Origin of the sequence: Pseudoduganella sp. OTU4001 (assembly GCF_038440195.1) — a bacterium.
Lineage (GTDB): Bacteria > Pseudomonadota > Gammaproteobacteria > Burkholderiales > Burkholderiaceae_D > Rugamonas.
On the sequence record NZ_JASATG010000014.1, the window covers coordinates 41,051 to 65,206 of the forward strand.

17 protein-coding genes and 1 tRNA gene are annotated in these 24,156 nt (G+C 64.1%); 6 read left to right on the plus strand and 12 right to left on the minus strand.

Annotated features, from left to right (window positions below):
- Positions 1-10: 10 nt before the first annotated feature.
- On the minus strand, positions 11-595 hold the full coding sequence (locus AAHE99_RS14470) for a tetratricopeptide repeat protein (RefSeq protein WP_342118055.1): 585 nt from the start codon (positions 593-595) through the stop codon (positions 11-13).
- A 162-nt stretch (positions 596-757) separates the two neighbouring features.
- On the opposite strand from AAHE99_RS14470, the gene tssK reads away from it, so the two are divergent.
- Together tssK and icmH are read left to right on the plus strand one after the other, a co-directional pair.
- A complete protein-coding gene (gene tssK, locus AAHE99_RS14475) occupies positions 758-2,062 on the plus strand; it encodes a type VI secretion system baseplate subunit TssK (protein ID WP_342118056.1) in 1,305 nt (434 codons plus the stop codon).
- Positions 2,059-2,805, plus strand: a complete 747-nt coding sequence (icmH, locus tag AAHE99_RS14480; protein WP_342118057.1) for a type IVB secretion system protein IcmH/DotU — start codon at positions 2,059-2,061, stop codon at positions 2,803-2,805. The genes tssK and icmH overlap by 4 nt, the downstream gene beginning before the upstream one ends.
- Here the strand turns inward: icmH and AAHE99_RS14485 are convergent.
- The 8 genes from AAHE99_RS14485 to AAHE99_RS14520 all read right to left on the minus strand — a co-directional run bounded on the left by AAHE99_RS14485 (position 2,802) and on the right by AAHE99_RS14520 (position 17,234).
- Positions 2,802-3,548: an OmpA family protein gene (locus AAHE99_RS14485; RefSeq protein WP_342118058.1), complete on the minus strand. Its 747-nt coding sequence runs from the start codon at positions 3,546-3,548 to the stop codon at positions 2,802-2,804. The two genes, icmH and AAHE99_RS14485, sit on opposite strands and share 4 nt — an antisense overlap.
- A gap of 13 nt (positions 3,549-3,561) precedes the next feature.
- Positions 3,562-4,479 (minus strand): type VI secretion system-associated protein TagF, encoded by a 918-nt coding sequence (tagF, locus tag AAHE99_RS14490; RefSeq protein ID WP_342118059.1) that lies wholly within the window; start codon positions 4,477-4,479, stop codon positions 3,562-3,564.
- Complete coding sequence (gene tssM, locus AAHE99_RS14495) at positions 4,476-8,042, minus strand: type VI secretion system membrane subunit TssM (RefSeq protein WP_342118060.1); 3,567 nt, start codon at positions 8,040-8,042, stop codon at positions 4,476-4,478. Before tssM ends, tagF begins: the two co-directional genes overlap by 4 nt.
- A 68-nt stretch (positions 8,043-8,110) precedes the next feature.
- A complete protein-coding gene (locus tag AAHE99_RS14500) occupies positions 8,111-8,824 on the minus strand; it encodes a M15 family metallopeptidase (protein ID WP_342118061.1) in 714 nt (237 codons plus the stop codon).
- A gap of 647 nt (positions 8,825-9,471) precedes the next feature.
- On the minus strand, positions 9,472-10,245 hold the full coding sequence (locus AAHE99_RS14505; protein ID WP_342118062.1) for an alpha/beta fold hydrolase: 774 nt from the start codon (positions 10,243-10,245) through the stop codon (positions 9,472-9,474).
- A gap of 9 nt (positions 10,246-10,254) precedes the next feature.
- The gene (locus AAHE99_RS14510) at positions 10,255-13,449 is read right to left on the minus strand and encodes a DUF748 domain-containing protein (protein WP_342118063.1); all 3,195 of its coding nucleotides are present in this window, start codon (positions 13,447-13,449) and stop codon (positions 10,255-10,257) included.
- A complete protein-coding gene (locus AAHE99_RS14515; RefSeq protein WP_342118064.1) occupies positions 13,446-15,419 on the minus strand; it encodes a DUF6351 family protein in 1,974 nt (657 codons plus the stop codon). Before AAHE99_RS14515 ends, AAHE99_RS14510 begins: the two co-directional genes overlap by 4 nt.
- Before the next feature lie 36 nt (positions 15,420-15,455).
- A complete protein-coding gene (locus tag AAHE99_RS14520; protein ID WP_342118065.1) occupies positions 15,456-17,234 on the minus strand; it encodes a DUF885 domain-containing protein in 1,779 nt (592 codons plus the stop codon).
- A 159-nt stretch (positions 17,235-17,393) separates the two neighbouring features.
- Here AAHE99_RS14520 and AAHE99_RS14525 point away from each other — a divergent pair, with 159 nt between their 5' ends.
- The 3 genes from AAHE99_RS14525 to AAHE99_RS14535 all read left to right on the plus strand — a co-directional run bounded on the left by AAHE99_RS14525 (position 17,394) and on the right by AAHE99_RS14535 (position 18,401).
- Positions 17,394-17,573: a type II toxin-antitoxin system HicA family toxin gene (locus tag AAHE99_RS14525; protein ID WP_342118066.1), complete on the plus strand. Its 180-nt coding sequence runs from the start codon at positions 17,394-17,396 to the stop codon at positions 17,571-17,573.
- Between the two features lie 26 nt (positions 17,574-17,599).
- Entirely contained in the window at positions 17,600-18,016 is a 417-nt protein-coding gene (locus AAHE99_RS14530) for a type II toxin-antitoxin system HicB family antitoxin (RefSeq protein WP_342118067.1), read from the plus strand.
- Between the two features lie 109 nt (positions 18,017-18,125).
- Positions 18,126-18,401 carry a hypothetical protein gene (locus tag AAHE99_RS14535; RefSeq protein WP_342118068.1) on the plus strand — a complete coding sequence of 92 codons (276 nt, stop codon included), beginning with the start codon at positions 18,126-18,128 and terminating at the stop codon, positions 18,399-18,401.
- 57 nt (positions 18,402-18,458) lie between these two features.
- Here AAHE99_RS14535 and AAHE99_RS14540 read toward each other — a convergent pair.
- The 3 genes from AAHE99_RS14540 to AAHE99_RS14550 form a co-directional block, all read right to left on the minus strand.
- Positions 18,459-18,534: transfer RNA gene (locus AAHE99_RS14540), tRNA-Asn, on the minus strand.
- A gap of 58 nt (positions 18,535-18,592) precedes the next feature.
- On the minus strand, positions 18,593-20,776 hold the full coding sequence (locus AAHE99_RS14545; protein ID WP_342118069.1) for a TonB-dependent receptor: 2,184 nt from the start codon (positions 20,774-20,776) through the stop codon (positions 18,593-18,595).
- A gap of 109 nt (positions 20,777-20,885) precedes the next feature.
- Positions 20,886-21,305: a cupin domain-containing protein gene (locus AAHE99_RS14550; protein ID WP_342118070.1), complete on the minus strand. Its 420-nt coding sequence runs from the start codon at positions 21,303-21,305 to the stop codon at positions 20,886-20,888.
- Between the two features lie 121 nt (positions 21,306-21,426).
- Here AAHE99_RS14550 and AAHE99_RS14555 point away from each other — a divergent pair, with 121 nt between their 5' ends.
- Positions 21,427-24,099 carry a S8 family serine peptidase gene (locus AAHE99_RS14555; protein ID WP_342118071.1) on the plus strand — a complete coding sequence of 891 codons (2,673 nt, stop codon included), beginning with the start codon at positions 21,427-21,429 and terminating at the stop codon, positions 24,097-24,099.
- Positions 24,100-24,156 lie beyond the last annotated feature (57 nt).

Genomic DNA, 24,156 nt, shown 5'->3' on the forward strand with positions numbered 1-24,156 from the left:
GGGCTGCTCCTTATTTGAGTGCGCCGAACGGATCGGCGGAGGTAGTGGGATTTTGCGCAGGGCGCGAGGGTGGAAGCTTGATCAGCGGCCCCGTCTTGCGCTGCACCTTTGCGCCGCCGGCCACCGGCACCAGCACTTCCTCGCCCAGGGTATTGCGCAGCATGCGCGCCAGCTCCTGCGCCTCGCTGCGCACCGATCCGCCAAGGTTGCTCTGCTGGCTAAGATCCGCCAGGGCGCGCGTCGACAGGCGCAGGCCGCTGACCGCAATGATGCTGAGGGCCTGTTTGTCCGCCGGGTCGCGCTGCAGCGCTTCCTGCGCCTGCACAATGGCGTCGCTATAGCTGCCGCGGTCAAAGCGCGTCTGCGCCATCTGCAGCCAGGGCGCCTTTTCGGCCGGGTAATTCGCCGCGGCCGCCTGCAGGACGGCCTGGAATTTGTCGTGCTGGCCCACCGCCGCGGCGCGGTCGGCGTCGGCCAGCATGCTCTCCAGCGTTTGCACGCTGAGCCTTTCGCCGCGATGCAGCGGCGAATCAGTAGCGCAGCCGGCCAGCATGGCCGCGCCGATCAATACCGTTACCATGGATTTGCGCATCATTCCCTCCTTCCGCAAAGTGAAGGCCATTATTGGATCGAACTGCGCATTCGCCATTGCGTTGTCTCAAAGCCTGCTGCATTACCTTCAACGCAGTTTGCGCCCGCGCAAACGCCGCCGGCCGCGCGCCAGCTTTAATGGAAGCCTGCAAACACGGAGGACGGCATGACCCTACCTGCAAAAATACTTTGGAGCGAAGGACTGTTCCTGCGCCCCCAGCACTTCCAGCAGCAGGACCGCTACCATGAGGCGCGCATCCATGCTACGGCCATCGCAGCCCATCCGATGCTGTGGGGCGTGCAGGCCATTGAGTGGGACAGTTCGGCGCTGGCGAACGGCAAGCTGCGCCTGCTGGCCCTGCGGGCGCTGTTCCGCGAGGGCGAACTGTTTGACGCCCCCGCCAGCGACCCGCTGCCGGAAGCGGTTGACCTCAGCACCCTGCCGAATGAGGTGCAGGAAGTCGTTTTCTACGCCGGCATGCCATCGCATGAAACCGACCGTTTCGCCCACACCGAGCGCGAAACGGCGGACCTGTTCAGCGATGCCTTGCCAGCCGGCCTGACCTACCTGCGCCGGCAGGTTCGTCTGGTCTCCGACCGCGAACCGCGCGGCGCCTTCGACAGCCTGCCCCTGCTGCGCCTGCGCCGCGTCGTTTCGGGGAGTTTCGAACCTGACCCGGCGTTCATGCCGCCCTCGCTGTCCATCAACGCCACGCCGCGCCTGCGCCTCCTGCTTGACCAGCTGATGGACGCGCTGCAAGCCAAGGCCAATGCCCTGCAAGGCCATATGCGCGAGCCAAGCCGGAACGTGATCGAATTCCGCAGCGGCGACGTATCGTCTTTCTGGCTGCTGCATACCGTGTCGACCGCCGCGGCAACCTTGCTGCACCTGCTGCGCCAGCCGGCCTTGCATCCGGAACGCCTGTACCAGGCCATGCTCGGCCTGGCGGGCGGCCTGATGACCTATTCGCGGCAAGTCCACCTCGGCAACCTGCCCGCATACGACCATGCGGCGCCCGGACCGTCCTTCCTGCAGCTGGATGCCGTGATCCGCGACCTGCTCGACACCGTCATCTCCGCGCGCTACTTCTCCATTGCCCTGCACGAGGAAAAACCCGGCTACCATACCGGCAAGCTCGATTCCGGCAAGATCGGCGCCGGCGCCACGCTCTATCTGGCCATTGCCGCCGCCATGCCCGCGCTGGAACTGGTGGATGCCGTGCCCTTGCGCGTCAAGGCCGGCGCGCCGGACGACGTCGAGCAATGTGTGCTGTCCGCCATGCCGGGCGTAAAGCTGCTGCACGCCGCCCAGGTTCCCTCCGCCATACCGGTACGGCCGGACACTTTCTACTTCGCGCTGGAGAACCGCGGTGTACTGTATGAGCAGATGCTCAAGGCGCAATCCATTTCCATCTACGTGCCCGCAGGTATCAAGGAACTGCGGCTCGAACTCCTGGTGGTGACAGCATGAGCCAATTCGTCGAACGGCGCGCCGCGCCTCCGCAGCAGCGCATTCCCAGCCTGGTGGATCTGATGCACGAAGGCTTCCACATGCTGTCCCTGCTGCGCCATGGCAGTATTCCACCGGGCGAGGCGGAATTCGTCGCCGCAATCCGCAAGTTCCTTGATGCCTTCAGCAGCGAAGCGCGCGCCTTGCGTATCGCTGTCGACGACATTGAAGATGCGAAGTACGCCTTTTGCGCCGCACTGGACGAAGCGATACTGGCCTCGTCCTTCCCACTCCGCGACGCGTGGGAACGCAGGCCGCTGCAGCTACTGCTGTTCGGCGACCAGCTGGCCGGCGAACACTTCTTCGACAAGCTGGAGCAGCTGCGCCTTAAAGGCAGCGAACGGCTGCAAGCCTTGCAGGTGTTCCATATGTGCCTGCTGCTTGGTTTCCGCGGGCGCTACGCGCTGGAGGGCCCCGACCGCCTGTCCTACCTGGCGGCGCGGCTGGGCGACGAAATCGCCCACCTGCGCGGCAAGGGCAAAGGCTTCGCCCCGCGTGCCGCGCGGCCGGACAATATCGCCCACAAGCTGCAATCCAATACGCCGTACTGGATCGCCGGCGGCGTATTTGCGCTGGCGGCGCTGCTCTCCTTTGGCGCCATGCGCTACGCGCTGGATAGTTCGACTGAAACCAGCCTGGCTGCCTACCAGGATGTGGTCAGGCAGCCGGCGCGGCCGGCTACCCTGACGGTAACGCTGCCTTAATCCAGCACGCGGAACTCGATGCGCCGGTTGCGGGCACGCCCTTCGGCGCTGGCGTTGTCCGCGACCGGCTGGTCCGGCCCCGCACCCGCGACGGCGATGGTGGCGGCCGCGATTCCCTTGCCGGCCAGGTAGCTGCGCACCGCGCCGGCGCGCAACAGGCTAAGCGCCAGGTTGGCTTCGCGCGCTCCGGTATTGTCCGTATGGCCGATCACCTCCACCTTGCGGCCACCGATCTGCGCCATGGCAGCGGCCATTTCGTCCAGGATTTGCATGCCCGACGGACGGATCACCGCCTGCCCGCTTTCGAATTCGATGATGCGCTTGCCGAGCGCCGTATCCAGCAGCTTCTGGGCCGGAGCATTGACGCGCAAGCCGTTGCTGACGGTGTAGGTCGGATTAAGGCTGGTGGCGAGCTCGCTGGCGACCTGCTGGCGCATGGCTTCGTTCGCGACGTCGCCGCGAATGCCGACACGGTTGCCCTCCACCGTCAGCCGGCCATGGCTGACCTGCTTCAGCGGCTCGGAGATCAGCTTTTGCATATGGCCGCTCCAGTTTGGCGGCGCAGCCACGCTGCCCACTGCCACCTGGTCGACAACACGCTCCACGCCATACAGCGCGCGCAGGCGTTGCAGGATGGCGGCTTTGGTCGCTTCGTCGGGTACCGTGCCGGATGCCAGTACCGGCGCCACCTGGGCCCCTGCCTGCGAACAGGCCAGGCAGAAGATCAACGCGGTCAGGCGCATATGCAGCTCCTTGTCAGCAAAAGGTTTCAAAAAACAGCAGGCTGGCTGCGGGCAGGCCAAGCTGCTCCTGCTCCAGGCAGGCGCCCAGCCGCTGGAGCGATGGCTCGTTGCGCAGGGTGGGCTCGACCCAGGCGCAATCGTCGAGCATTACCATGGCGTCCGCCGCGGCATCGGGATCGATCAGGGCTTGCAGGCTGGCCGGATTGGCGCCGTCCAGTCCCAGCACGAGCATCGGCCGCCCGGCCACGTCAGCGATGAACATCGCGAGCTCCAGGTCGTGCCGCAGCAATATCGGAGCGGCGAGCGTCATCCAGAAGGCGGCAACGTGCGGCCGCTGCGCGGCCTCTTGCGGCAGGGGCAACGCCAGGCAGTGCGATGGAACACGCGCCTGCTGGCGCAGCGGCGACAGCAACTGTCCGAGTGCGAGCATCAGCCGTCGCACCGGCGCACCGCCCAGCTGCATTTGCAGCGATCCTAGCGAGGCCACAGCCAGGTAATCATCCAGCGCCGCGCGGGCCGCGGCAAGATCCGGAATCTGGCCGGGTAGCGCGCAGTCGCCGGGCTGCGCCGCCAGCGCGGCTGCCGCCAGCCCAGACCATGCCGGCGCCAGCGCTAACGGACTGCAAGGCAGGAAGCCGCGCGCATCCTTGACCTGATGCACCGCCATGCAGACAAAGGGGAAGCGCCGCTCCGACTGGTCGCGGCTGGCCAGCAGGTGGCCGCTGACCAGCTGCCGCGAACGCGTGCCCACGAACGCGAAGTCCAGCGGCGCACACGCGTCGTAATGCTGGCGCCAGCGCGGGTTCGCCGATAGCCGCTGCATGACCGTCGCAAGCCACTGGTCGCTCAGCTCGACCAGCACCTGGTCGCCTGCCGAGCGCACAAAGTCGCCGCAGCCAGGCAGTTTGCCGAAATAGGCGATGTGCGTCATGGCATGCCTCCTTTGCCCGCCACGGCATCCGGCAAGCGCATGCCATGGAAGCCACGGTCCTCCTGCCGGGCGCCCGGCGCGCTGGTGATGCGCAGGTCCACGGTTACCGCCGCGCCGCCGCTGGTCCAGCGCAGCTCGTGAACGCCCTCCTCCTTGCGCCGGCGCGCCGCCGAATCGATCATTCGCCGCAAACCATTTGGACCAGCCTCGCCGAACAGTTCCACCACCTTGCCATCCGCGCCGACGCCGCTGATCCGCACACCGGTCGTACCCTGCGGCCCCGGGTAGACCATATTGGTCCACTGCTGCACGCCATTGCGGAAGCGCAGCACCTGGCCGTCGATCTCCACTGAATACTCGGCCAGTCCGGAGGCGGGGTACGGCAGCAGCTGGAACACGGTCTGGCTGGTGGCGGCCACACCGCCGGCCGCGACCGGCGCCATCCAGGCCGGGAAGCGCTGCAAAGTCTGCGGTGCGATGCTGATGCCCATATCGGCCCAGGTGCGCGGCGCCAGCACATCGCCGCGCCGCAAGACCAGCGCCCCCAGCGAGCCGCTGACGAACTTCGCTATCGCCCCTTCCGGTCCGAATACCTGGCCGATTTCGGCGGAGCTGGCCTCCGCGCTACCCGCCTGGGCAAAGGGGAACTTTCCTGCCAGCGTGCGGTTGAAAGGTTCGACAACCTGCGCCAGCCAGGTCTTGTTGATCTCCGCCTCGGCCGGGCCGACCAGGCCCGCAAACACCTGTATCAGCGGCCGCACCAGCAGGGGCCGGACGGCCTGCTTCTGCGTATCCGCCAGGCCGACCATCATTTGTTCATCCACATAACGCAGGGCATCCGCGAGTTCCGAGCCGCTGCCTTCGAGGGTTTGCTGCACCAGCTGCCGCGCACCGGGTCCGGGGTCGCCCTGGTTGCGGATGGCGCCGAGGCGGGCGCGCACGCGCGACAGGTTCTCGAAATAGCTGCGCATTGGCGATCCGTCCTTGCCGCGTGTACCGGCCAGGGCCGCGATGGATGCGAAATCGCGGCCCAACTGACCGGCCGCCTGCGCCAGCGCCGCGCTGGCGACAGACCCCGCCCCGGCCGGCGCACGCTCGAAAAGCCGCGCCTTGAACCACTGCGCCAGGCCGGGATCGGCCTCCGGCAGGCCGCTGGCGATGCTGGCAGGACTGTCCCAGCCGGTCTGCGCTGCGACCGTGCTCCATACTTTCAGCAAAGGCGACATGGCCGGGTCGCCCAAACGGTTCATGGACTCCACCATGCGCGGGAAGTCCGGCATGCCGGCCACCGCCACGCCTTGCAGGAAACGCAGCCATTCCTTGCTGTATTCCACTTTGTACGTTTCCGTCAGCGCCTTCTGCACCTGTTCCGGGCTACCTTCCAGCGTCAGGTCATTACGCTCCGCCGTCTTGAGCACCCAGTCGCTCGATTGCAGCGCACTGTTGGCGGCGTCGCGGATGGCGCCCTTCACATAGCCCTCCCATGCCTCGCGTGTAAAAGCTCCGGAGATTGCATGGCTGCCTTGCACCAGCTCACGATCCTGTTCGCCGACGATGCGCGCCACCGTCATCGCGGGATAGCGCGTACTGGCGCGCGCCTTGATCTCGGCATACACACGTTCGCGCGCCGTCATGCCGCGCACGACTTGCCGCAACTGGTCGCGGGCGGCGTCGACCAGCGCCAGCTTTGGATCGATGCGCGGCCAGGCCGGGTCGTTCACCTGCGACAGGTAGAAGGCGAGCAGGCCTTCGGCGCTGCGCAGCAGCTGCTCGCGCGGCATGGCGCCGCGATTGGTCTCCAGCCAGCCGCGCCAGTGGCGCGTCATCTGGTCGCCCAGGTGGCCGGTTTCCGCATGCGATTTGTCGGCCAGCATCAGATAGGCCTTCAGTGCATTATAGGAGTCCTCGACCTTGCCCGCCTCGCGCCGGCCCAACGCATACAGCTGCGACTCCAGGCTGGCGGCGACCGGATTGAGCAGGATTTCTGCCATGCCTTTGAAGTATTCGTTGCGCAGCTTGCGGCCAAGCGCATCGCCCTGGTATAGCCCCATGCCGAGCAGCCATGGACGCGCGCGATCGACGCGGTCCAGCTGTTCGATGCGGTCCTGCAGCACCTGCAAGGCTTCGAGCCGTGCCTGCAGGTCCGGCCGCTGCACCTGCAGCTTGACCGCCTTGTCCAGGTCTGCCGCCGTATTGGCCACCAGCTGGGCGTTGCCGGAATACGACCAGGTCCAACCGCCCAGAACGGCGCCAAGCAGCGCAATGGCGGCAGTGAAGCCGCCGTTGCGTATCAGGCGCTGCTTGCGCGTTGCGTAACGCGAGACCAGGTCCTTGTCGGCGAAGATCACTTCGCGGAACAGCTTGGGCAGGAAATAGCCGGCCTGGCCGGCGCTGGCAGGCGCCTCGGCGGGCCGCGCCAGCCCGAAACGCTGCGCCACGTGCAGCGACTGGGCGCACAGCGGCTGGCCCTCCTGCAGCGCGCTGGTAAAGTAGTAGCCGCGGAACACGGGCCGGAACTGGAAGGGATTGTCTTCGAACAGCGTAGCGAGAAAGGCTTGCAACGGCGCCCTCAGCGCCGCAAACTCCAGCGGGAAGGTCTGCACGCCGGCCGGCACCAGCTCGCGGCGGCGCTGCGTCATGGTGGCGATAGCCATTTCATGCAAGCCCTCGCACAATTCGCCGAAGCTTTGCTCGAGGAAGGCCAGCATCTCGCGGCTGCCCGACTTGTGCTTGAACGGCATGGTCGCTCCCCACGCGCGCTCACGCTCCGCCGGTTCGGCGTCGGCGAAGAAATCGGCAAAGCCGGCAACCAGGTCGGCCTTGGTGAACATCACATACACCGGCGCGAATACTTCCAGCTTTTCGATCAGATCCTGCACGCGCTGGCGCAGGCTACGCGCCAGCTTCAGCACCGCTTCGGGATCGTCACCGCGCAATTCGGCAATGCTGACGGCGATGATGATGCCGTTGACCGGTGCGCGCGGGCGCTGCTTCTTCAACAAGCCGAGGAAGCCGTGCCACTCGCCCCGGTCAGCGGCTTCCACCGCATAGCGGCCTGCGGTATCGAGCAGGATGCCTTCCGCCGTGAAGAACCAGTCGCATTGGCGGGTACCGCCCACGCCCTGGATGGCTTTCGCGCCGGCGATGGGGAACTGCAGGCCGGATTGCGTAATGGCGCTGCTCTTGCCGGCCGCCGGGTTGCCGATCACCATATACCAAGGCAGCTCGTACAAGGCGCGTGCACCGGTGGCGCGTCCAAGCCGCGAGTTCTTGATCGTGCCGACCGCCTCCAGCATGGCGCTGCGCACCGCATCCAGGTCTGCCTGGGCGCGCGTTTCGGCCGGCGGCAACGCGGGTTCCCCCTGCTGCCGGTGCGCCCGGTAGCGCCGCACGCCCCAGACGGCCAGGACCAGCAGCGCTATGGCGGCGATGCCGGCGATTGCCCAGATCAGCGCCAGTTGAAGAAGTTCGGCGCCAAAGAAGAACAATCCGGCCAATAATGCGAAGGCCAGAATGTTCAGGGTGCGCCGGTCTGTTACCAGGTACCAGATTCGTTGCAGCATGATGGTCAGGAAAAGGAGGCAGGTTGGCCGATGTTGCCATCAAGCCGCTCCCGGCCCTTTGAGCCGCCTCAAGCCCTGGTGTCGCGCATACGCAATTCTGTGTGGCCAAAATCCATCATGGCCCAGCGGCCACCCCACACCATGCCGACCGATTCCGCCAATTCGCCATACAGCTGGTAGCCGCGCAAGGCCCATGGATCGCGCTCGCTGATCACCAGGCGGCCGTCGCGCACAAAGGCGCAATCGGCTGCCAGCCCATACTGGTGGAAGCTCTGGAAAGCACGTGCGTTGCTGACATGGGCGCCTGCAGCAGCCAGGCGCTCCTGCCGCTCGGGGCTGCGGTATCCCTCCAGCAGCGCCATCTCGTAACCGTGGCGTTCGCGCATCAAGTTGAACACCAATAGCAGCCGCCGCGCAAATTCCTGGTCAAGACGCTGCCAGTCCCTGTCAGCCTGGGACAGCATTGGGCGCAGCAGCTCCACTTCCGCCGACGAGAAGGCAACCGGCGGCAGCGGTGGCGGCGGGATCAGATGCTCGCCTTGCAGCAGGGCTGCAATCTGCGGGTCTATCGGCCGCGCGCCGGAGTCAAAGGCGGGCATCATCTGGCTGGGACGCAGCCAGCGTACCAGCACTACCGGCGTGCCGGCCAGTGCAACGACACCAGTTCCAAGCAGGAAGAGGCGGCGCTGGCGCGGGCTGGGTGCTCTTCTGGGCGGAAACAGCAGCAGCCACCCGGCTGCGACTGTGGCAACGAAGACTATCGCTACGGTAAATAGCAACATGGTGCGTTCCATCAATACGAAAGCGCATGCAGCGCGCGACACTTGCATCCTATGCCGGCCCGCGCAGATCGGGTTCGAGCGAAATCAAGCTTTGGGAGGACTTATGCGACCGGATTTGTTTGCGGACGCCGCGCAAAGGGATGACAGTTTTCGGATCCTGGCGCGCCTGGCGAATGGTGGAAGCGTGCCGGCGCCTGCGCGGCAATGGGGTTTCAAAGGGCGGCAGCCTGCGAAGGCTGCGGCGGTCTTTGGCCTTTTGCTGCTGGCGGTACTGGCGTGGAGTTGGCTACGGGCTGGCGGCAAGCGTGTGTTGCCTGCTCCGGCGCTCGAAGCGGGGCATGCGGTTATAGCGCCAGCGGCGCGGCAGCCTGTTGAAGCCCCCGAACCGCAAGCCGCATTGATTGTCAGCCAGCCGGAGGCGCTGGCCGCCACTGCGGCGCCCCCGGTGAAGGTGGCGCCAGAGGGACATGTCGTGCGCACCAGGCCGGCGCGCCCGGGTCTGGCCCCGGCGGCTCCCACCGCGCGGACGTCGCGCGGCACTGCGCCGGCGGAGAGCGACGAGGATGTGACGCTGATCGCCGCGATGCTCAAGCATGCGAAGCCACTCAAGGGGGCAACGCCAGCACCAGCGGGGTCGGCGCCGGCAGCTACGCCTGCTGCGCCACAACCGAGGGAGCGATGAACGCCGCCATCGCCTGCACGGTAGCTTCCGCCTGTTCGATGTGCGGGCTATGGCCGCATTCGGGCAGGATAAGTTGCCGCGCCCCCGGCGTGCCGCGTGCGATAGCGTCCAGCTGCGCGCCGGAACCGTACTGGTCGCCTGCCCCCTGCAGTGCCAGAACGGGGCAGGCAATCGCCGGCAGCAGGTATTCGATATTCCAGTGTTTGAAAGGCGGCGCCAGCCACGTGTCCGCCCACGCCGAGAACACTTGCGCAGTTTTGTCGCCGTGATAGCGTGCCAGCCCGCGCAGCTTGCCGGCTGCATGGGCGTCAACGGCGGTGCGGATGCCTTCCAGCGTGATGTCTTCCACAAATACGTGCGCTGCTGCCGTGACGGCGGCACGCAATCCGTCCGGTTGGCCCGCCGCGTAGATCAAGGCGATACTGCCGCCATCCGAGTGGCCGACCACAATGTGCTCGCGGCCCGGCGCCAGGCGCCGCAGGACGGCGGGCAGCTCGACCAGCGCATATTGGTGCAAGTAGTGGATGCTGCGCGGCGCTGTCATGGGCGAAGACAGCCCGTAGCCCTGCCGGTCATAAACCAGGCCGGCGCAACCGGTTGCAGCGCACAGGCGCTGCGGGAAGTCCTTCCACATCGCGCAGCAGCCCAGGCCTTCGTGCAGGAACACCAGCAGCGGCTTACCGGCGTCGCCGCCGATGAGTTCATAGTGCAGCTGCAAGCCATCCAACTCCAGGTACATGCCGTTCCCTCAGCGCAGGGCGAAATCGACTCGGCCAGCGGCGCCGGCCTTCGGCGCCACGAGGAAGACGCGTTCCGCCGGAATCTGGCCCTGCCCCACCAGCCAGTCCTTGGCGGCTTGCGCACGGCGGTTGCCCAGCGTGATGAAGTCGTCCTGCTCGAATTTGATATGGACCAGCATCAGTTTCTCCATCTCTTCCGGCGGGAGTGTCTTCACCATGCCCAGCGCATTGCGCGGCTTGTCGAAAGTCTCATCCTTGTAGGCCCGCGCCAGCAAGGCCGCGCGTTCCTCTTTGGCGACAACTACGCCGCCCTCCGGCAAGGCTGCGCTGCGCGCCTGCAGGTCACGCGTTTTCAGCTGGCGCAGCTTGCGCTCCAGTGCTGCCTGCTTCAGCGCATCCAATTCAGCATCCGCATCAAAGCGGCCGGTGATGTCAAGCTTCAAGCCCGGACGTTCGGTCAGCGCCTGCGCCAGCGATTTCAGCTTCTCTTCCGATGCCGGCAGCAGGTTGGCCCGGCCTTTGTCGAATTCCAGCATCGACAACTCTTCGCCACCACCGAACAAAGAACCGATCAGCGCAAACGGCGCAGTCACCGTCTTCATGATGGCGTTGCCGATCACCTTGAGGATGATGCCGCCCAGCGAGAACTGCGGGTCATCCAGCGAACCGCCAATCGGCACATTGATGTCGATCACGCCATTGCGGTCGCTGAGCAGGGCCACCGCTAGCTGCACCGGCAGCTTGGTAGCCTCGGGATTGGTACTCTCCTTGCCAAAGGTGAGCTGGTCCAGAATTAGCCGGTTTTCCGCCTTCAGCTGGCGGTTCTCCATCTGGTAAGCGACTTCGAAGGTCAGCTTGCCCTTCTCGATACCGTAGCCGACATACTTGTCCGCATAGGCGGAAAGCTGCGACAGCTCCATGCCGCGCACATCGGCGCGCAGGTCAAGCGACAACTCCTGCTTCAATGGGTGCACGCGGCCCGCGATCAGCAGCGGCGCCCCGCTGACATTGCCGCGCAGGTCCACCGTCGCGTCATGCGCGGGATCGGACGACAGGCGGCTCACGGTGCCGCCCAGGTCCTTCAGGTTGGCAGTGTAGTTAGGCTTGATGAAGTTGTCGGTGAACCGCACGCGGCCGCCGGACAGGACCAGCTTCCCGACGCGGATCGGCGGCAGCGGTTCAGCGGCCTTAGGCGCCGGCGCTTGCGGCGCCTGTGCCACAGCAGCCTCCTTGCCCCGCGCTTTCGCAGCTTTCGCCGCCTGCGCGCGGGTCCCTGCTTCGGTCAGGCTCTTGCCCTCCTCGCCTTCCTTGCGCGTCACGTCCTGCACGTTGATACGGCCGTTCGGGTCGATGATGACGCGGGCGAAGAAGTCATCCAGCGCCACCCGGTCGATATCCAGTTTGAGCGGTTTGAAGTTCACGTCCAGGCCGTCGAAGGCCAGCGACTTCCAGCTCAGGAAGTCGTTCGAACTGGATTTGTCCACCGTCGACAGCCGGTTCACGCTGACGTCGCCCTTGAAGCCGCCGCTCACCGCACCGTCCTTGCCCGTATCCAGCCGCAGCCTGGCCTTGCTGCTTACGGCCGCCTGCACCAGTCGCAGATTCACATAATCCGTGACATAGGGCTGCAGCGGCAGCAGGTCAAAGTTCTTCAGCTCAAGCGCCAGGTCGGCCTTGAACGGCGACGGCGCCAGTTGCCCCTTGATCGCCAGCTGCCCCTTGTTGATGCCGGTGTTCAGCGCAACTTCAGCACTGGCCCCAGGCGCGCTGGAATAGCCTTCCACCGTGAGCGACAGCGGCGCCAGTTTGAAGATTGTCGGTTCATCGCGGAAGTCCTCGCGCAGCTTGGCAGTCCAGTCGTTGATCGCCAGCTTGCCCAGCTTGATCTGCATCGGCGCTTCATCGTTGGCCGCCGCGCGCGCTTTGGCAGCCGGCGTGCCGCTGGTCTTGCCCTGGTGGACATCGATGTCCGCACTGTCGGACGTCACTGCGGCGATATCGAGGGTACGCTTGGCGCCATCGAAGGCGATATCGTTCACCAGCAGGCCGAACTTCGCGAGGTTGGCGCGCAAGGCCGCCTGCGGCGTTTCATCGGCGTAGTTCAGCGCCGCACCGGTCAGGCGCAATTCTTTCAGCAGCACGACCGGGCCGGTCGCCCTGGCCGCAGGCCCAGCGGGCGCTTTTTCAGCCGGGGCTGCGGGCACCAGCTGGTCCAGGTTCAGCTTCCCATCCTTGCTGCGCTTGACGTCCAGCGCCAGGCCGTCGACGGCCACTTGCGCAATCTCATAACGCTGCGCCAGCAAATCCAGTTTGCCCAGTTTGACCTTCAGCGCGTCCAGCTTCGCCACCTGCTTGCCATCCAGCTGCTGCAGCTGCACGCCGGTCAGGCTTGCGGCACCACCCAGCGTCAGCGTAGCCGGTTTGTCGGCCGGCTGCACCACGGAGAGGTTGAGCTGCGCTTCCAGATGGGCGGATGGCAGGCGGAAGCCCGGCTTGAACGGCAGATAGCCCAGATAAGTCGTCAGGTCGACCTTATCGAGCTTGAGGTCCAGCGCATAATCCTTGGGCTCCGCGAAAGGCCGCGCTTTCCCCTTCAGCAGCAGCGGTGCGCCATTGATGTTGGCGCTGAACAGCGGCTCAACGAAAATCGTCACATCGGCCGGCAGCGAAGACACGAACGGCAGGCCCAGTTTCAGCTCCTGCACCTTGTGCGTCACGCCAGCCGGTTTGTCCTCGAAGGACAGGCTGCCCTCCTCCAGCTGGATATTATTGACCGAGAAGCGCGACGGTTCAGGCGACGGCGGCTGGCTCGCAATCAGCTGCAGGATATCGTCGATGTTGTATTTGTTCGCCTCGTTGCGCGCCAGGTGCACATAGGGCTTGGTCAGGCGCACTTCCTGCACCACCGGCGCCAGGCGCGCCAGGGACTGCCACGACAGGTCCGCGCCCAGCCGCTCAAAGCTGGCGAAGACGGTTGCGCCATCGGGCTCCAGCATCTTCAGGCCCCGCACCGAAACGCTGAGCGTAAAGGGGTTGAAGGTGACTTCTTCGATGCTGAGCTGACGGTGCAGTTGATCGGCCGACAGTTGCGCAGCTTGCGACTTTACAATCGCCGGCACGGCGAGAAAGCCGATGCCGGAATACGCCAGAAGCAGCCCGGCAACGGTGCCCGGGACCAGGTATTTCAGTGGTGGGATCTTCATAGACCATTATTGTAATCGCACACGCCTTGCGGGAAGATCCGCGCCAGCCAGGCTTTCTGTGCATCCGTGAAGCGCACCAATGCCCCATAAGTACCATCCGCCAGGGCCGTCGCCAGGGGTTTCAGCCGGCATTTGAAGGTATCCCCGCGGATCGATTCTCCCGCCACCATGCGCGGGCTGCTGTGGATCGGGAAGGCTTGCGTGCAGGCGCCGGGCTTGCCGCCATTCAGGATGCCGCTCCAGGCATCGGGGCCGGAACCGATCACCGCGCCGTCACTATCCACGCAGCGGTCGGTAAATTCCGCAGGTGCAGAACCGCTGGCGAGGTATTTGTCCAGCACCCACAGCGCCTTCATCACCTGCCCCGTCAAATCCGTATCCGCGCGCAGGAACCAGATCGCCTGGCGCTTCGCCTCTTCAGGATTGGCCGCCAGCAGGCGCGCACGGACCGAGAACGGCTGGCGCGCGTTGTGCATGTCCAGCTCCGCCTCCTGGTACGGCAGCACCGTGATCACGGGGATGCCCAGCTGCTTGCCAGTGAACACATGGCCCGAATCGAAGGCCGCGCGGATAGCCTTTTGCTCGCCCTCGCGACGCCGCGCCGGCACGCCCGCCGGATCGCGGCAAGTCGCACTGCGGTGCATGTTTGCAGAGTCGAACGGGTCGCCGCCGGCTTTCCACGTCACAAAGTCGCGCTGCTCCTTCCAGCTCCCGACGCAGGCGTTCAGGCGCAGGAATTCAGCTGCGTCGATTTTGCCCGCCACCAGCGCCGACAAGCCGTACTGCACGCCGACGTTATCGATCGGAATAGGCGCAAAGCCGTCCGCATCGACTCCATAGACATCCTCCAGGTCATTCCAGTGCGTCCACTTGACCTTGTCCAGGGCGTCCGGCTTATAGCCGTAGAAGTCCAGCGCCTTGTCGAAGCGGGTGTCGCGGTAGCGCGGGTTCAGCACCGTCGGCATGGCAAAGCGCCAGCCGTTGATGCACTCCGTGCTGCCTGGCTTGTCCGTGATTGGATTGCGCGCTGTATCGCTGGCATTCATGCCCTGCACCAGCGACTGCTCGCTCCACGTCGCCCAGCGCGAAGCCGGATCGCGCGCCACCTCGTCGCGGAAATACTGTCCCAGCAAAGGACAGTCGGAAATCGGGATCGACTGCGTCACCATATCGGGATATGGCTGCACCGGAATGCCGGCATCGAAAAGTCCTGGCCGGTTCTGGGCGAACAGGTACTGCTGCACCGCGCCGCCCGATCCACCGATGGCAACCGTATAAACCGGCTTTCCATAGGTCGCGATGAAATAAGCCTTGGTCTGGGCCGCTGTTTCCTCGGCCAGCCGCATATTGTAGTGGACCCCTGTCTGGTTGCCGGACGAACTGGCCACCGCATAGCCCTCAGAGAGCAGCTTTGGCATCAGCTTCTTTTCCGAACCGTTCAAGCCGCCATTGGCCCACATTGCCGTGCCCTGCTGGTGGCCGATGCCGACACCGCCGCGCATCCAGTACACCAGCTTATGGTTCCAGGGCCCGCGCTCCAGCATGGCAATCGAATAGATGAAGCGGTTGATGGTGCCGATTTCGACCCGCACCACGAAGGGGATGGTGGCGCCGTTCACCACAATCATCTGCATGTCCGCCGGCGGCAGCTTGTAGCCGCTTTCAGTATCGAAGGGCTGGAAGGCCGTGCCGGTGAAATAGAAGTGCATGATGCGGGGCCGGATGGCGCACTGGCTGCTGTAGCCGATCACGGCGCCGCCGGCATCCCGCACCGGGTGGCCGATACCTTGCTGGTTATCGACCAGGGGCTGCCCCAGCCCCGATTCCTCGGTGCGGCAGATGAAGGGCTGCTGCTGCCCCGGCTGCGGGCCCTTGTCGTAGACGTGGTTTTCGCCGGGTGGCTGGTGTTTCGGGGTGCTGCATCCTGCCAGGGTGGTAGCCGTCAGAACGGCCAGAATCCAAGCTTTCATGGCGCCCTCCTCCTTGACGCCAAGTCTACACCCTTCTTAACCTTTTCTCTGTGCGGCGATCCAACGGTCAACCGCAGCTTCCAGCACCCCAAGCGGCACGGAACCGTGCGCCAGCACCTCGTTGTGGAAGGCGCGCAGGTCGAAGTCCTTGCCCAGTGCTTTTTCGGCGCGCGCACGCAGTTCGCGCAGCTTCAGTTCACCAATCTTGTAGCTCAAGGCCTGGCCAGGGTTGGCGATGTAGCGCTCCACTTCCTGGATCGCCACGGTTTCGCCCTGCGGCACGTTGTCGATGAAGTAGGCAATGGCCTGTTCGCGCGTCCAGCCCTTGGAATGGATGCCGGTATCGACCACCAGGCGCACGCCGCGCCAGATTTCCGCAGTCAGGCGGCCCACCCACTGCCAGGGATCGTCGTACATGCCGATTTCCTGGCCGAGCATCTCGCTGTACAGGCCCCAGCCTTCGGAGAAGGCGGTGGTGCCGCCAAAGCGGCGGAAGCTAGGCAGGCCGGTGGTTTCCTGCGCCAGGCTGATTTCAAAGTGGTGGCCCGGAATCGCTTCGTGCAGGAAGAACGCCGTGGTGGTAAAGCGGGTGCGGGTTTCAGGCTTGTAGGCGTTGAAATAGAAGATGCCAGGACGCTTGCCGTCCGCCGTGCCACGGCTGTAGGAGGCCGGCGCCGCGCTCACCTCGCGGAAAGTCTCCACCGGACGGATTTCAAACGGCGCTTTCGGCAGGCGGGCAAACAGCTGGCCAGCCTTGGCTTCCACGCGCGGGCGCAATGCCTCGTAAGCGGCCAGGATTTCCTCACGCGTCTTGAAACGCAGTTCCGGCGCGGTGTTCAGGTGGTCGAAGAATTCCTTCAGCGTGCCTTTGAAGCCGACGCGCTCCTTCGCCTCCTCGAACAGCTTGCGGATGCGGGCCACTTCGCTCAGGCCTATCTCGTGGATTTCGGCCGGGCTCTTTTCCGTGGTGGTCGAACTGCGGGCGCGGAAGGCGTACCATTCCTGCCCGCCTGGCAGCGCGCCAAGGCCGACAGAATCACGTGCCGCCGGCAGGTAGGTCTCGTTCAGGAAGGTATGCAGGCGGCGGCTGGCAGGCGCCAGCTGCTCGCGTACCAGTTTGCCGTAGGCTTCGGTCAGGCGCGCCTTGTCGGCATCGCTGAACGAGGCCGGGAATTTCTTCACCGGCTCCATGAAAACGCTCTTGGCCAAATCGTCGCTGCCCACGCTTTCCAGCTGCGGCAGGATTTGGCGCACCAGCGGCTTTGGCAGCACCACACCCTTGGCGATGCCCTCCTTCATATTGGCGATCATATCTTCCACGCTCGGCGCATAGCCGGCCGCGCGCGACAACCAGTTCTCGTAGTCCTTCACCGTCTCGAACGGCTGCGCCACACGGCCCGAACCCAGTTGCGCCATCAGCAAATGCAGGCCGTTGGACTGGTCCACCGGCATCAGTTGCGACGGGAAGCGCAAGCTGTCCAGGGTTTGCTGCAGGCGGTAGCGCAGCAGGTCGTAACTGATACGGTCCTCGGACGGCAGCGGCGCCGGATCGAATTCCGCCGTACGCGCCAGGTACTTCTCCGCCAGCGCTTTGGCCTGGGCGCGCGACTCTTTGGCGCTGGTCGGGCCGAAGCGGTCATTGAAGCGATGGTCACCGTTAAACGTCGCCGAAATCGGATTGCCGCGCAGGGTCTCCTCCCAGTACTCGGCATAGATCTGGTTCATCTTTTCCGGCGTGGCTTTGAGCTTTTGGGCCCAGCCAGGCAACGCAGCGCACATCAGCGCACAGAAAAGCAGCGGAACGGAACGGTTCATTCGGCACCCTATCGAAAGGAAAGTATGGGCGGGAATGATGACACGCTTGCGGAAAATTAAAAAGCCAGGCGTACAACGCTATAAATTGATGCTTCTGAGCTGTAGGGCAAATTCGCCTCAAATTAAACAAATTTGTTGTATATTAACTGTGAGCGGGAAATGAAATACAGCGAGTTCCGCAGGTGGTTGGAACGACAGGGGGCGCTGTTCATACAAGGCCGCGGAAGCCATTACAAGATCACCCTAAATGGCCGCCGTTCAACCTTTCCCGACCACGGAGCCAAGGAAATCCCGAAAGGATTGGTCGAGAAAATCAAGAAGGACCTCGGGCTCAAGTAGGCCGATCCAAGTAGAGGAGCAGCAAGATGTTGAATTACCCAGTCACTTTGATTCCAGATGAGGAAAGCCTTCTAGTCGAATTTACGGACTTTCCGGACGCGCACTCTGTCGGCGATACAGTTGACGACGCGCTGCGCGAAGCTGTCGATGGCCTGATCACGGCAGTGGAAATGTACATGGAAGATCGCCGGCTTGTACCGATGCCTTCCACGGCCCGGAAGGGGCAGCACACGGTCACGCTTCCCGCACTGGAAACTGCAAAAGTCCTTTTATGGAATGAGATGCTGAACCAGCGGCTGCGCAAAGCCGACCTGGCACGCATGTTAAACGTCTATCAGCCACAGATCGATCGGCTGTTCGACCTCCGGCATTCCTCCAAGCTCGATTTTGTGGAGCAAGCCGCCACAGTAATGGGCCGCAGCTTGAGTGTGCAACTGGTTTAGGCATCTGATTCTTTGATCGTCCGTAATTCCACTTGGCCCGTTATAGTCGCGTGTCTACTTTGCAGCACCATGATGATCGCCTCCCTCTCGAAATCAAGGAGCAGACGTGATGCGTTACCTGGCATACGTTGCCCTCACCTGCTCCCTTGCGTTGTTCGTGCGCGCCGAGGCCGCAGATCGCAAAGACGAGGGGTGCTTCCTGGCGCGCCCACTAAAAGGCGACTATTACGTCTATGGAGGAAGTTTGGGCGATAGAGCGCCACCCACAGCGAAAGATCGAAAGTTATCGCTGATGTTTACCGGTATTCTCGCGAAAGACCTGCTCAACCAAATAGGTCCGGACCCGGTCTTCATGCAGCAACCGGCAAAAGCATCCACGGAATAATTTGCTAGTCAGAAAAGCAAAAAGCCCAACCGGTGAGGGTTGGGCTTTTCAGTATTCTGGCTCCCCGACCTGGACTCGAACCAGGGACCTGCGGATTAACAGTCCGTCGCTCTACCGACTGAGCTATCAGGGAAAAGAGGCCGTATTATAGCCACCGATTTTGGGGCTGACAAGAGTCAGCCCCAAAAAAGTTAGAACGAACCTTTGAACTGCACGCCAAACTGACGTGGCTCGTTGATGAAGCCAGTCAGGTTGTTGAAGTCGATCGCGCCGGTGATGCGGCGCTGGTCGGCGACGTTGCGGCCGAACACTGCCACTTCATACTTGCCGCCGTCCCAGTTGTAGCCCACGCGCAGGCCGCCTTCGGTCAGCGGAGCGCCGGTGAATTCAACTGCTTCGTACAGGAAGAAGTTCACCTTCGAGCGGTACGACCAGTCGGTCAGCACGAACAGGTTGCCGTCTGCCAGCGGGTAGTTGTAGCGGGCGTTCAGGTTGATGATCCACTTCGGTGCCTGTGGCAGGTCGTTGCCGTTGATGACCACGCGGCCAGCCGCATTGATCGGGTCCAGCACGGTGCACTGCGCGCACTTGTTGACCGACAGCGCAGGATCGCGGATTTCGGTGAAGTTGTACGATGCGCTGGCGGAAACCTTGAAGTCGTTGGTGACGAAGCCTTCGATCTCGCCTTCCACGCCGCGGCCCTTGGTCTTGGCAGCGTTAATCAGCTTGGTGACGTTGGAATTGCCGCCGACCACGGTCAGCTGCTGGTTCTTCACGTCGTAGTCGTACACGCTCAGGGAAGCGCGTGCGCGGCGGTTCCACAGGTCGGCCTTCACGCCGGCTTCGATCGAGGTGATGGTCTCAGCATCGGCCACGGTAATCGGCACGGCGGTCGAAGGAGCGGCGATCGATGGCGCGCGGAAGCCGGTGGCGTAGCGGGCGTACACGCTGACGTCGTTGTTCAGCTTATAGGTGCCGCTCAGGTCCCAGTTGAACTTGTCCTTGGACAGGTTGGCGGTCTTCGGGCCGACCAGCACGGTGCCGGTGGGTTCCAGAACTTCGAAGTCCTTCTTGTCGTCGGTGTAACGCAGGCCGCCGCGCACAGTGAACGCATCGTTCACGGCGTAGTTCACGGAGCCGAACAGCGCGTACGCTTCGTTCTTCTGCTGCGACTTCACGCGCGAAGTGCGGGTGCCGGCAACGTTGAAGTTGTCCTGGCCTGCCACTGCCTTCTCGTCGAAGAAGTAGGCGCCTGCCTGCCAGTTCAGCGGGCCGGTGTACTTGGACTCGACGCGGAACTCTTGCGAGTACTGCTTGATGTCCGGTACGAAGGCTGCGGTGGCAACCTGGAATGGCACGGCTGGCGCGTTGGTCGGGTTGCCGCCGTCGATGTCGCCGGCCGAGTTGTACTTGGCCACGGTCTCGTAGCCGGTCACCGAGTACAGCTTGTGCGCGCCCAGGTCCCAGCTCATACGCAGGTTGGCGCCCTGGGTTTTCAGTTCCTGGTCTTCACGGCCGTTGATGGCGATCTTTTCCGGATCGAAGCCGTCCACGAAGGTGTTGGAGCCCTTCTTGATGATGTTGGCGCGGAACAGGCGCGAGCTGCCTGTGGTGGCGCGCCGGTGCACGTTGAACAAGGCGTTGAATACGCCGTTCGGCTGGTACAGCACCTGCACGCGCTCTGCGTGCTCGTTGTAGCCTTCCAGCGCGTTCTTCTCGCCGGTGAAGGTGTTGTCGACGAAGTCGTCGCGGTGCTGGCGCAGGGTCGAAACGCGCAGGGCCCACTCTTTCGACAGCGGCACGTTGGCGGCTGCTTCGATATTGGCGGTAGCGTCGCTTGCGTAGGAAACGTTGTAGAAGCCTTCCACGCCGCGCAGGTTTGGCTTGGCCGACTCGAACTTGACCACGCCGGCCGGGGTGTTACGGCCGAACAGGGTGCCCTGCGGGCCGCGCAGGACTTCCACGTTGGCCAGGTCGTACATCGGGTAACCCTTCAGGATCGGGTTCTCCTGCACCACGTCGTCGTAAATCAGGGACACTGGCTGCGATGCGAACACGGCGAAGTCGGCGTTACCGTAGCCGCGGATGTAGAAACGCGGGAATACACGGCCGGTCGACGACTCGACGTTCAGCGATGGGGTCTTGCCCGCCAGGACACGGATATCCTGGCCGCCGGACAGCAGGATGTCCAGCTTCTCATTGTTGATCATGGACACGGAAACCGGCACTTCGCGGATATTCTCAGCGCGGCGCTGTGCGGTTACGGTCACTACTTCCAGCTGGCCGGCTGCGGCCTGGTTGGCTTCCTGGGCCTGGGCGGCCATCTGCACGACGGCGAGGGTGACCAGCACGTGCATCTTGGACAACTTCATCATATTCTTTCCTTGTGGGTGAGGTGATGTCGTCTCCCCTATTTCCCCCACAGGCCGCGGTCTGTAGCCGCGAAAATAGCGCGCATTATATACCCACTATAAGATTTGAACACTATTGCTTGACGGTAAGTGTGCTACCGGTGGCGCCCACATAAAACACCACCAGCTTGACCGGCCCGCTGCCCACATTGCGCCCGTTGTGCATGGTGCTGACCACTTCGGCCAGGGCCTGGCCAGCCGTAAAGCGCTTGACCGCGCCATCCTTCAGGCTCACCTCCAGCTCGCCCTCCATCACATAGGCGAAGGAAGGCACCGGGTGCAGATGCCAGCCGGTTTCCGCGCCGGGCGTAATTTCAATCTGCAAAGCGGTGACTTCGGCCTGCCCTGCCGGCCAGCTTAGCTGCGCGCCATTCCAGCTGGTGGCGGATTTCAACAGCGGGGTGACCTTGACTGTAGCGGACTGGTCCAGTGCGAAAGCAGGCTGGGCTGCGAAGTAAGCGAGCGCAGCAAGGGTAATGGCGAGGGATTTCATAAGTCTCCTTGTTGGTACATGGCGCATGATAGACGCAGGTCAATACCAGATCAATTAAGCCTCCTAGACTGGCCAGATCCCCGCAACAAAAGGGGATCCCCCAAACCAGCCAGGAGACATCATGAAGAACTTTCCGCAAGAAATGAGCCATGCATCCGGTGCCACGCTGACCCTCGACCCGACCCGCCTCCTGCTCGCGCTGAAGCAGCCCAAAGAGCGCAGCGCCATCGAACAATTCCTGCACAGCGTGGATTTGTTCCTGGAAGACGAAGCCGACGAAGGCATGGTGCCAGGCGAGCGCGTCAACCACACGAAGACGCGCTACTTCGTGCAATCGCGCCGTCCGCTGGACGACGGCCACCTGGCCAAGATCGAAGAAGCCGGCGCGCCACTAGGCCTGGACTGGATCGGCCCGGTCTACCGCCAGGCCGGCCAGCGCGGCCGCCGCGCCCTGGCCTCGCCCCTGCCCCACGTGGCGGTGATCAAACTGCGCCAGTCGCGCGACACGGCGCTCAAGCTGCCGGAAGGCCTGGGCAGCAAAGGGGCCGCCGAACCGATGATCCAAGAGGTGACGGAGAAATCGCGCTTCCTGAACGGCCACCGCTACTTCCAGATCGCCAACGTCAAGGAGATCAACGCCTACCAGCTGCGCGAACGCCTGCGCCAGATCCCCAACGCACCGATCGCCGACTTCCAGTTCGAGACCATGCCGCTGCTCACGCCCACCTCGATCGCGCCCAACGATACCCTGTTCCCGCAGCAGTGGGACATGACGCGCATTGAAGCGGGCGGCCCCGGCACCACCGGCTGGGACATCACCACCGGTGTCGCCACCGCCGTGGTGTGCGTGCTCGATGAAGGCTGCGACTTGAGCCACCCCGACCTGCGCTTTTCCGCGCCCGGCATCAACCTCGGCACCATGAGCGGCGACGGTTCGCCGACCGGCAACCACGGCACCGCCTGCGCCGGCATCGTGGCCGCCACCTACAACAACGGCACCGGCGTCACCGGCGTAGCGGGCGATGCGCGCATCCTGCCGGTAGCTTTCGATGCCTGGACCGATGTCGAGGTGGCAGCCGGCATCAACTACGCGGTGGCCAACGGCGCCAGTGTGATCAGCATGAGCTTTGGCTGGAATGCCTGGAGCCCGGCCATCATCGACCCGGCCATCCAGAACGCCTTCAACAACGACCTGGTGATGTGCGTCGCCACCCACAACTACAACGGCCCGATCACCTACCCAGCCACCAACCCGCTGGTGATCGCCGTCGGCGCGTCGGACGAAATCGACAACCGCAAAACGCCATTGAGCCCCGACGGCGAAGCCTGGGGCTCCAATTTCGGCCCGCAGATCTCCGTGGTCTCGCCCGGCGTGCACATCCCCACCACCGACATCCAGGGCGGTGGCGGCTACGTGGCGGGCGACTACGACTTGCTGTTCAACGGCACTTCCTCCGCCACGCCGCACGTGGCCGGGCTGGCGGCCCTGATCCGCAGCGTCTACCCCATGCTGGACAATATGCAGGTGCGCGCCCACATCGAACGCACCGCGCAGAAAGTCGGCGCCGTGGCCTATGCCGACACCGCCGGCCACCCGAACGGCACCTGGAACCAGGAAATGGGCTATGGCCGCATCAACGTCTTCCGCGCCCTGGACGAAGCGGACGTGATGATCAAAGACGCCCCGGCCGACAGCGGCAACGAGCCCTTCACCGGCGGGAATTTCTGGGACTTCTCCGACATCGTCGTACGTATCAACGACGACAATGTGTTCGTCCCCAGCGACCCGCTGCAATCGAAGAACGTGGAGCGCGGCCAGGCCAACTACATCTACGTCCGCGTCACCAACAACGGCGCGCGCGACGCCCGCAACGTCACCGTCAGCACCCGCATCACGCCTTATGTCGGCCTGCAGTTCGTCTACCCGCCTGACTGGACCACGGTGGACGCCATGCACGTCAGCCCCACCGGCATCACCACCAGCTTCACCAGCGTGCCGGCCGGCGGCACGGTCATGGCCAAATTCCGCATCGAGGCAGCGCAAACCGAATCGCTGTACGGCTGGCAGGAAAACCATCCATGGCACCCCTGCCTGCTGGCCGTAGTCAATTCCGACAACGACTACGCCTTCGCCACCGCCCCGCTGACGGGCGACCCGATCAGCGCACGCCGCAACAACCTGGCCCAGCGCAACCTGTCGGTGATCGACGTGCTGGCCGGCGCACGCTCCGCCTTCCCCTTCGTGGCGGCCAGCCGCTTCAACCGCGAAACGCGCATGACGCTGGTGATCGACCGCAGCCACCTGCCGGCCGCCATGCCGCTTACCCTGTCGCTGGACGAAGACGGCGCCGCCTTCCCCGCCATCGATTTTGAAAACCAGGTCGACCCGGCGCCCGACCAGGGCCACGGCCACGGCGAGGAGGACATGAAAAAGAATTGCGGCCTGATCTTCCTCGAAGACACCCGCGTCAAGACCCGCTTCGCCTGTTGCTGCGGCATCCTGACGCTGGCCAAAGGCTCGCACTTCGACTGCCTGCCGCGCCGCACCCTGGGCAACGTCACGGTGGAAGGCGGCGACGTGGTCCTGCGCAACGGCAAGCGCTATGTCGATATCCGCAACGCGGTGGTCAGGGTCACCATGGAGAAAGACCCCGCCATGATGTACCCGATGGCGCTGCAGACCAGCATTCCGGCTGCCGCAGCGGAAGGAGCGCAATACCAGATCAACGTGGCCCAGCTCAACGCCCAGGGCACCCCGGTCGGCGGCGCTTCCATGGTCTACCACGTAGCTTAAGCCTCCCCCAGGCCCGGTTTCGCGCCGCCGCAACCGGGTTTCGTCGCATCGCGGTGG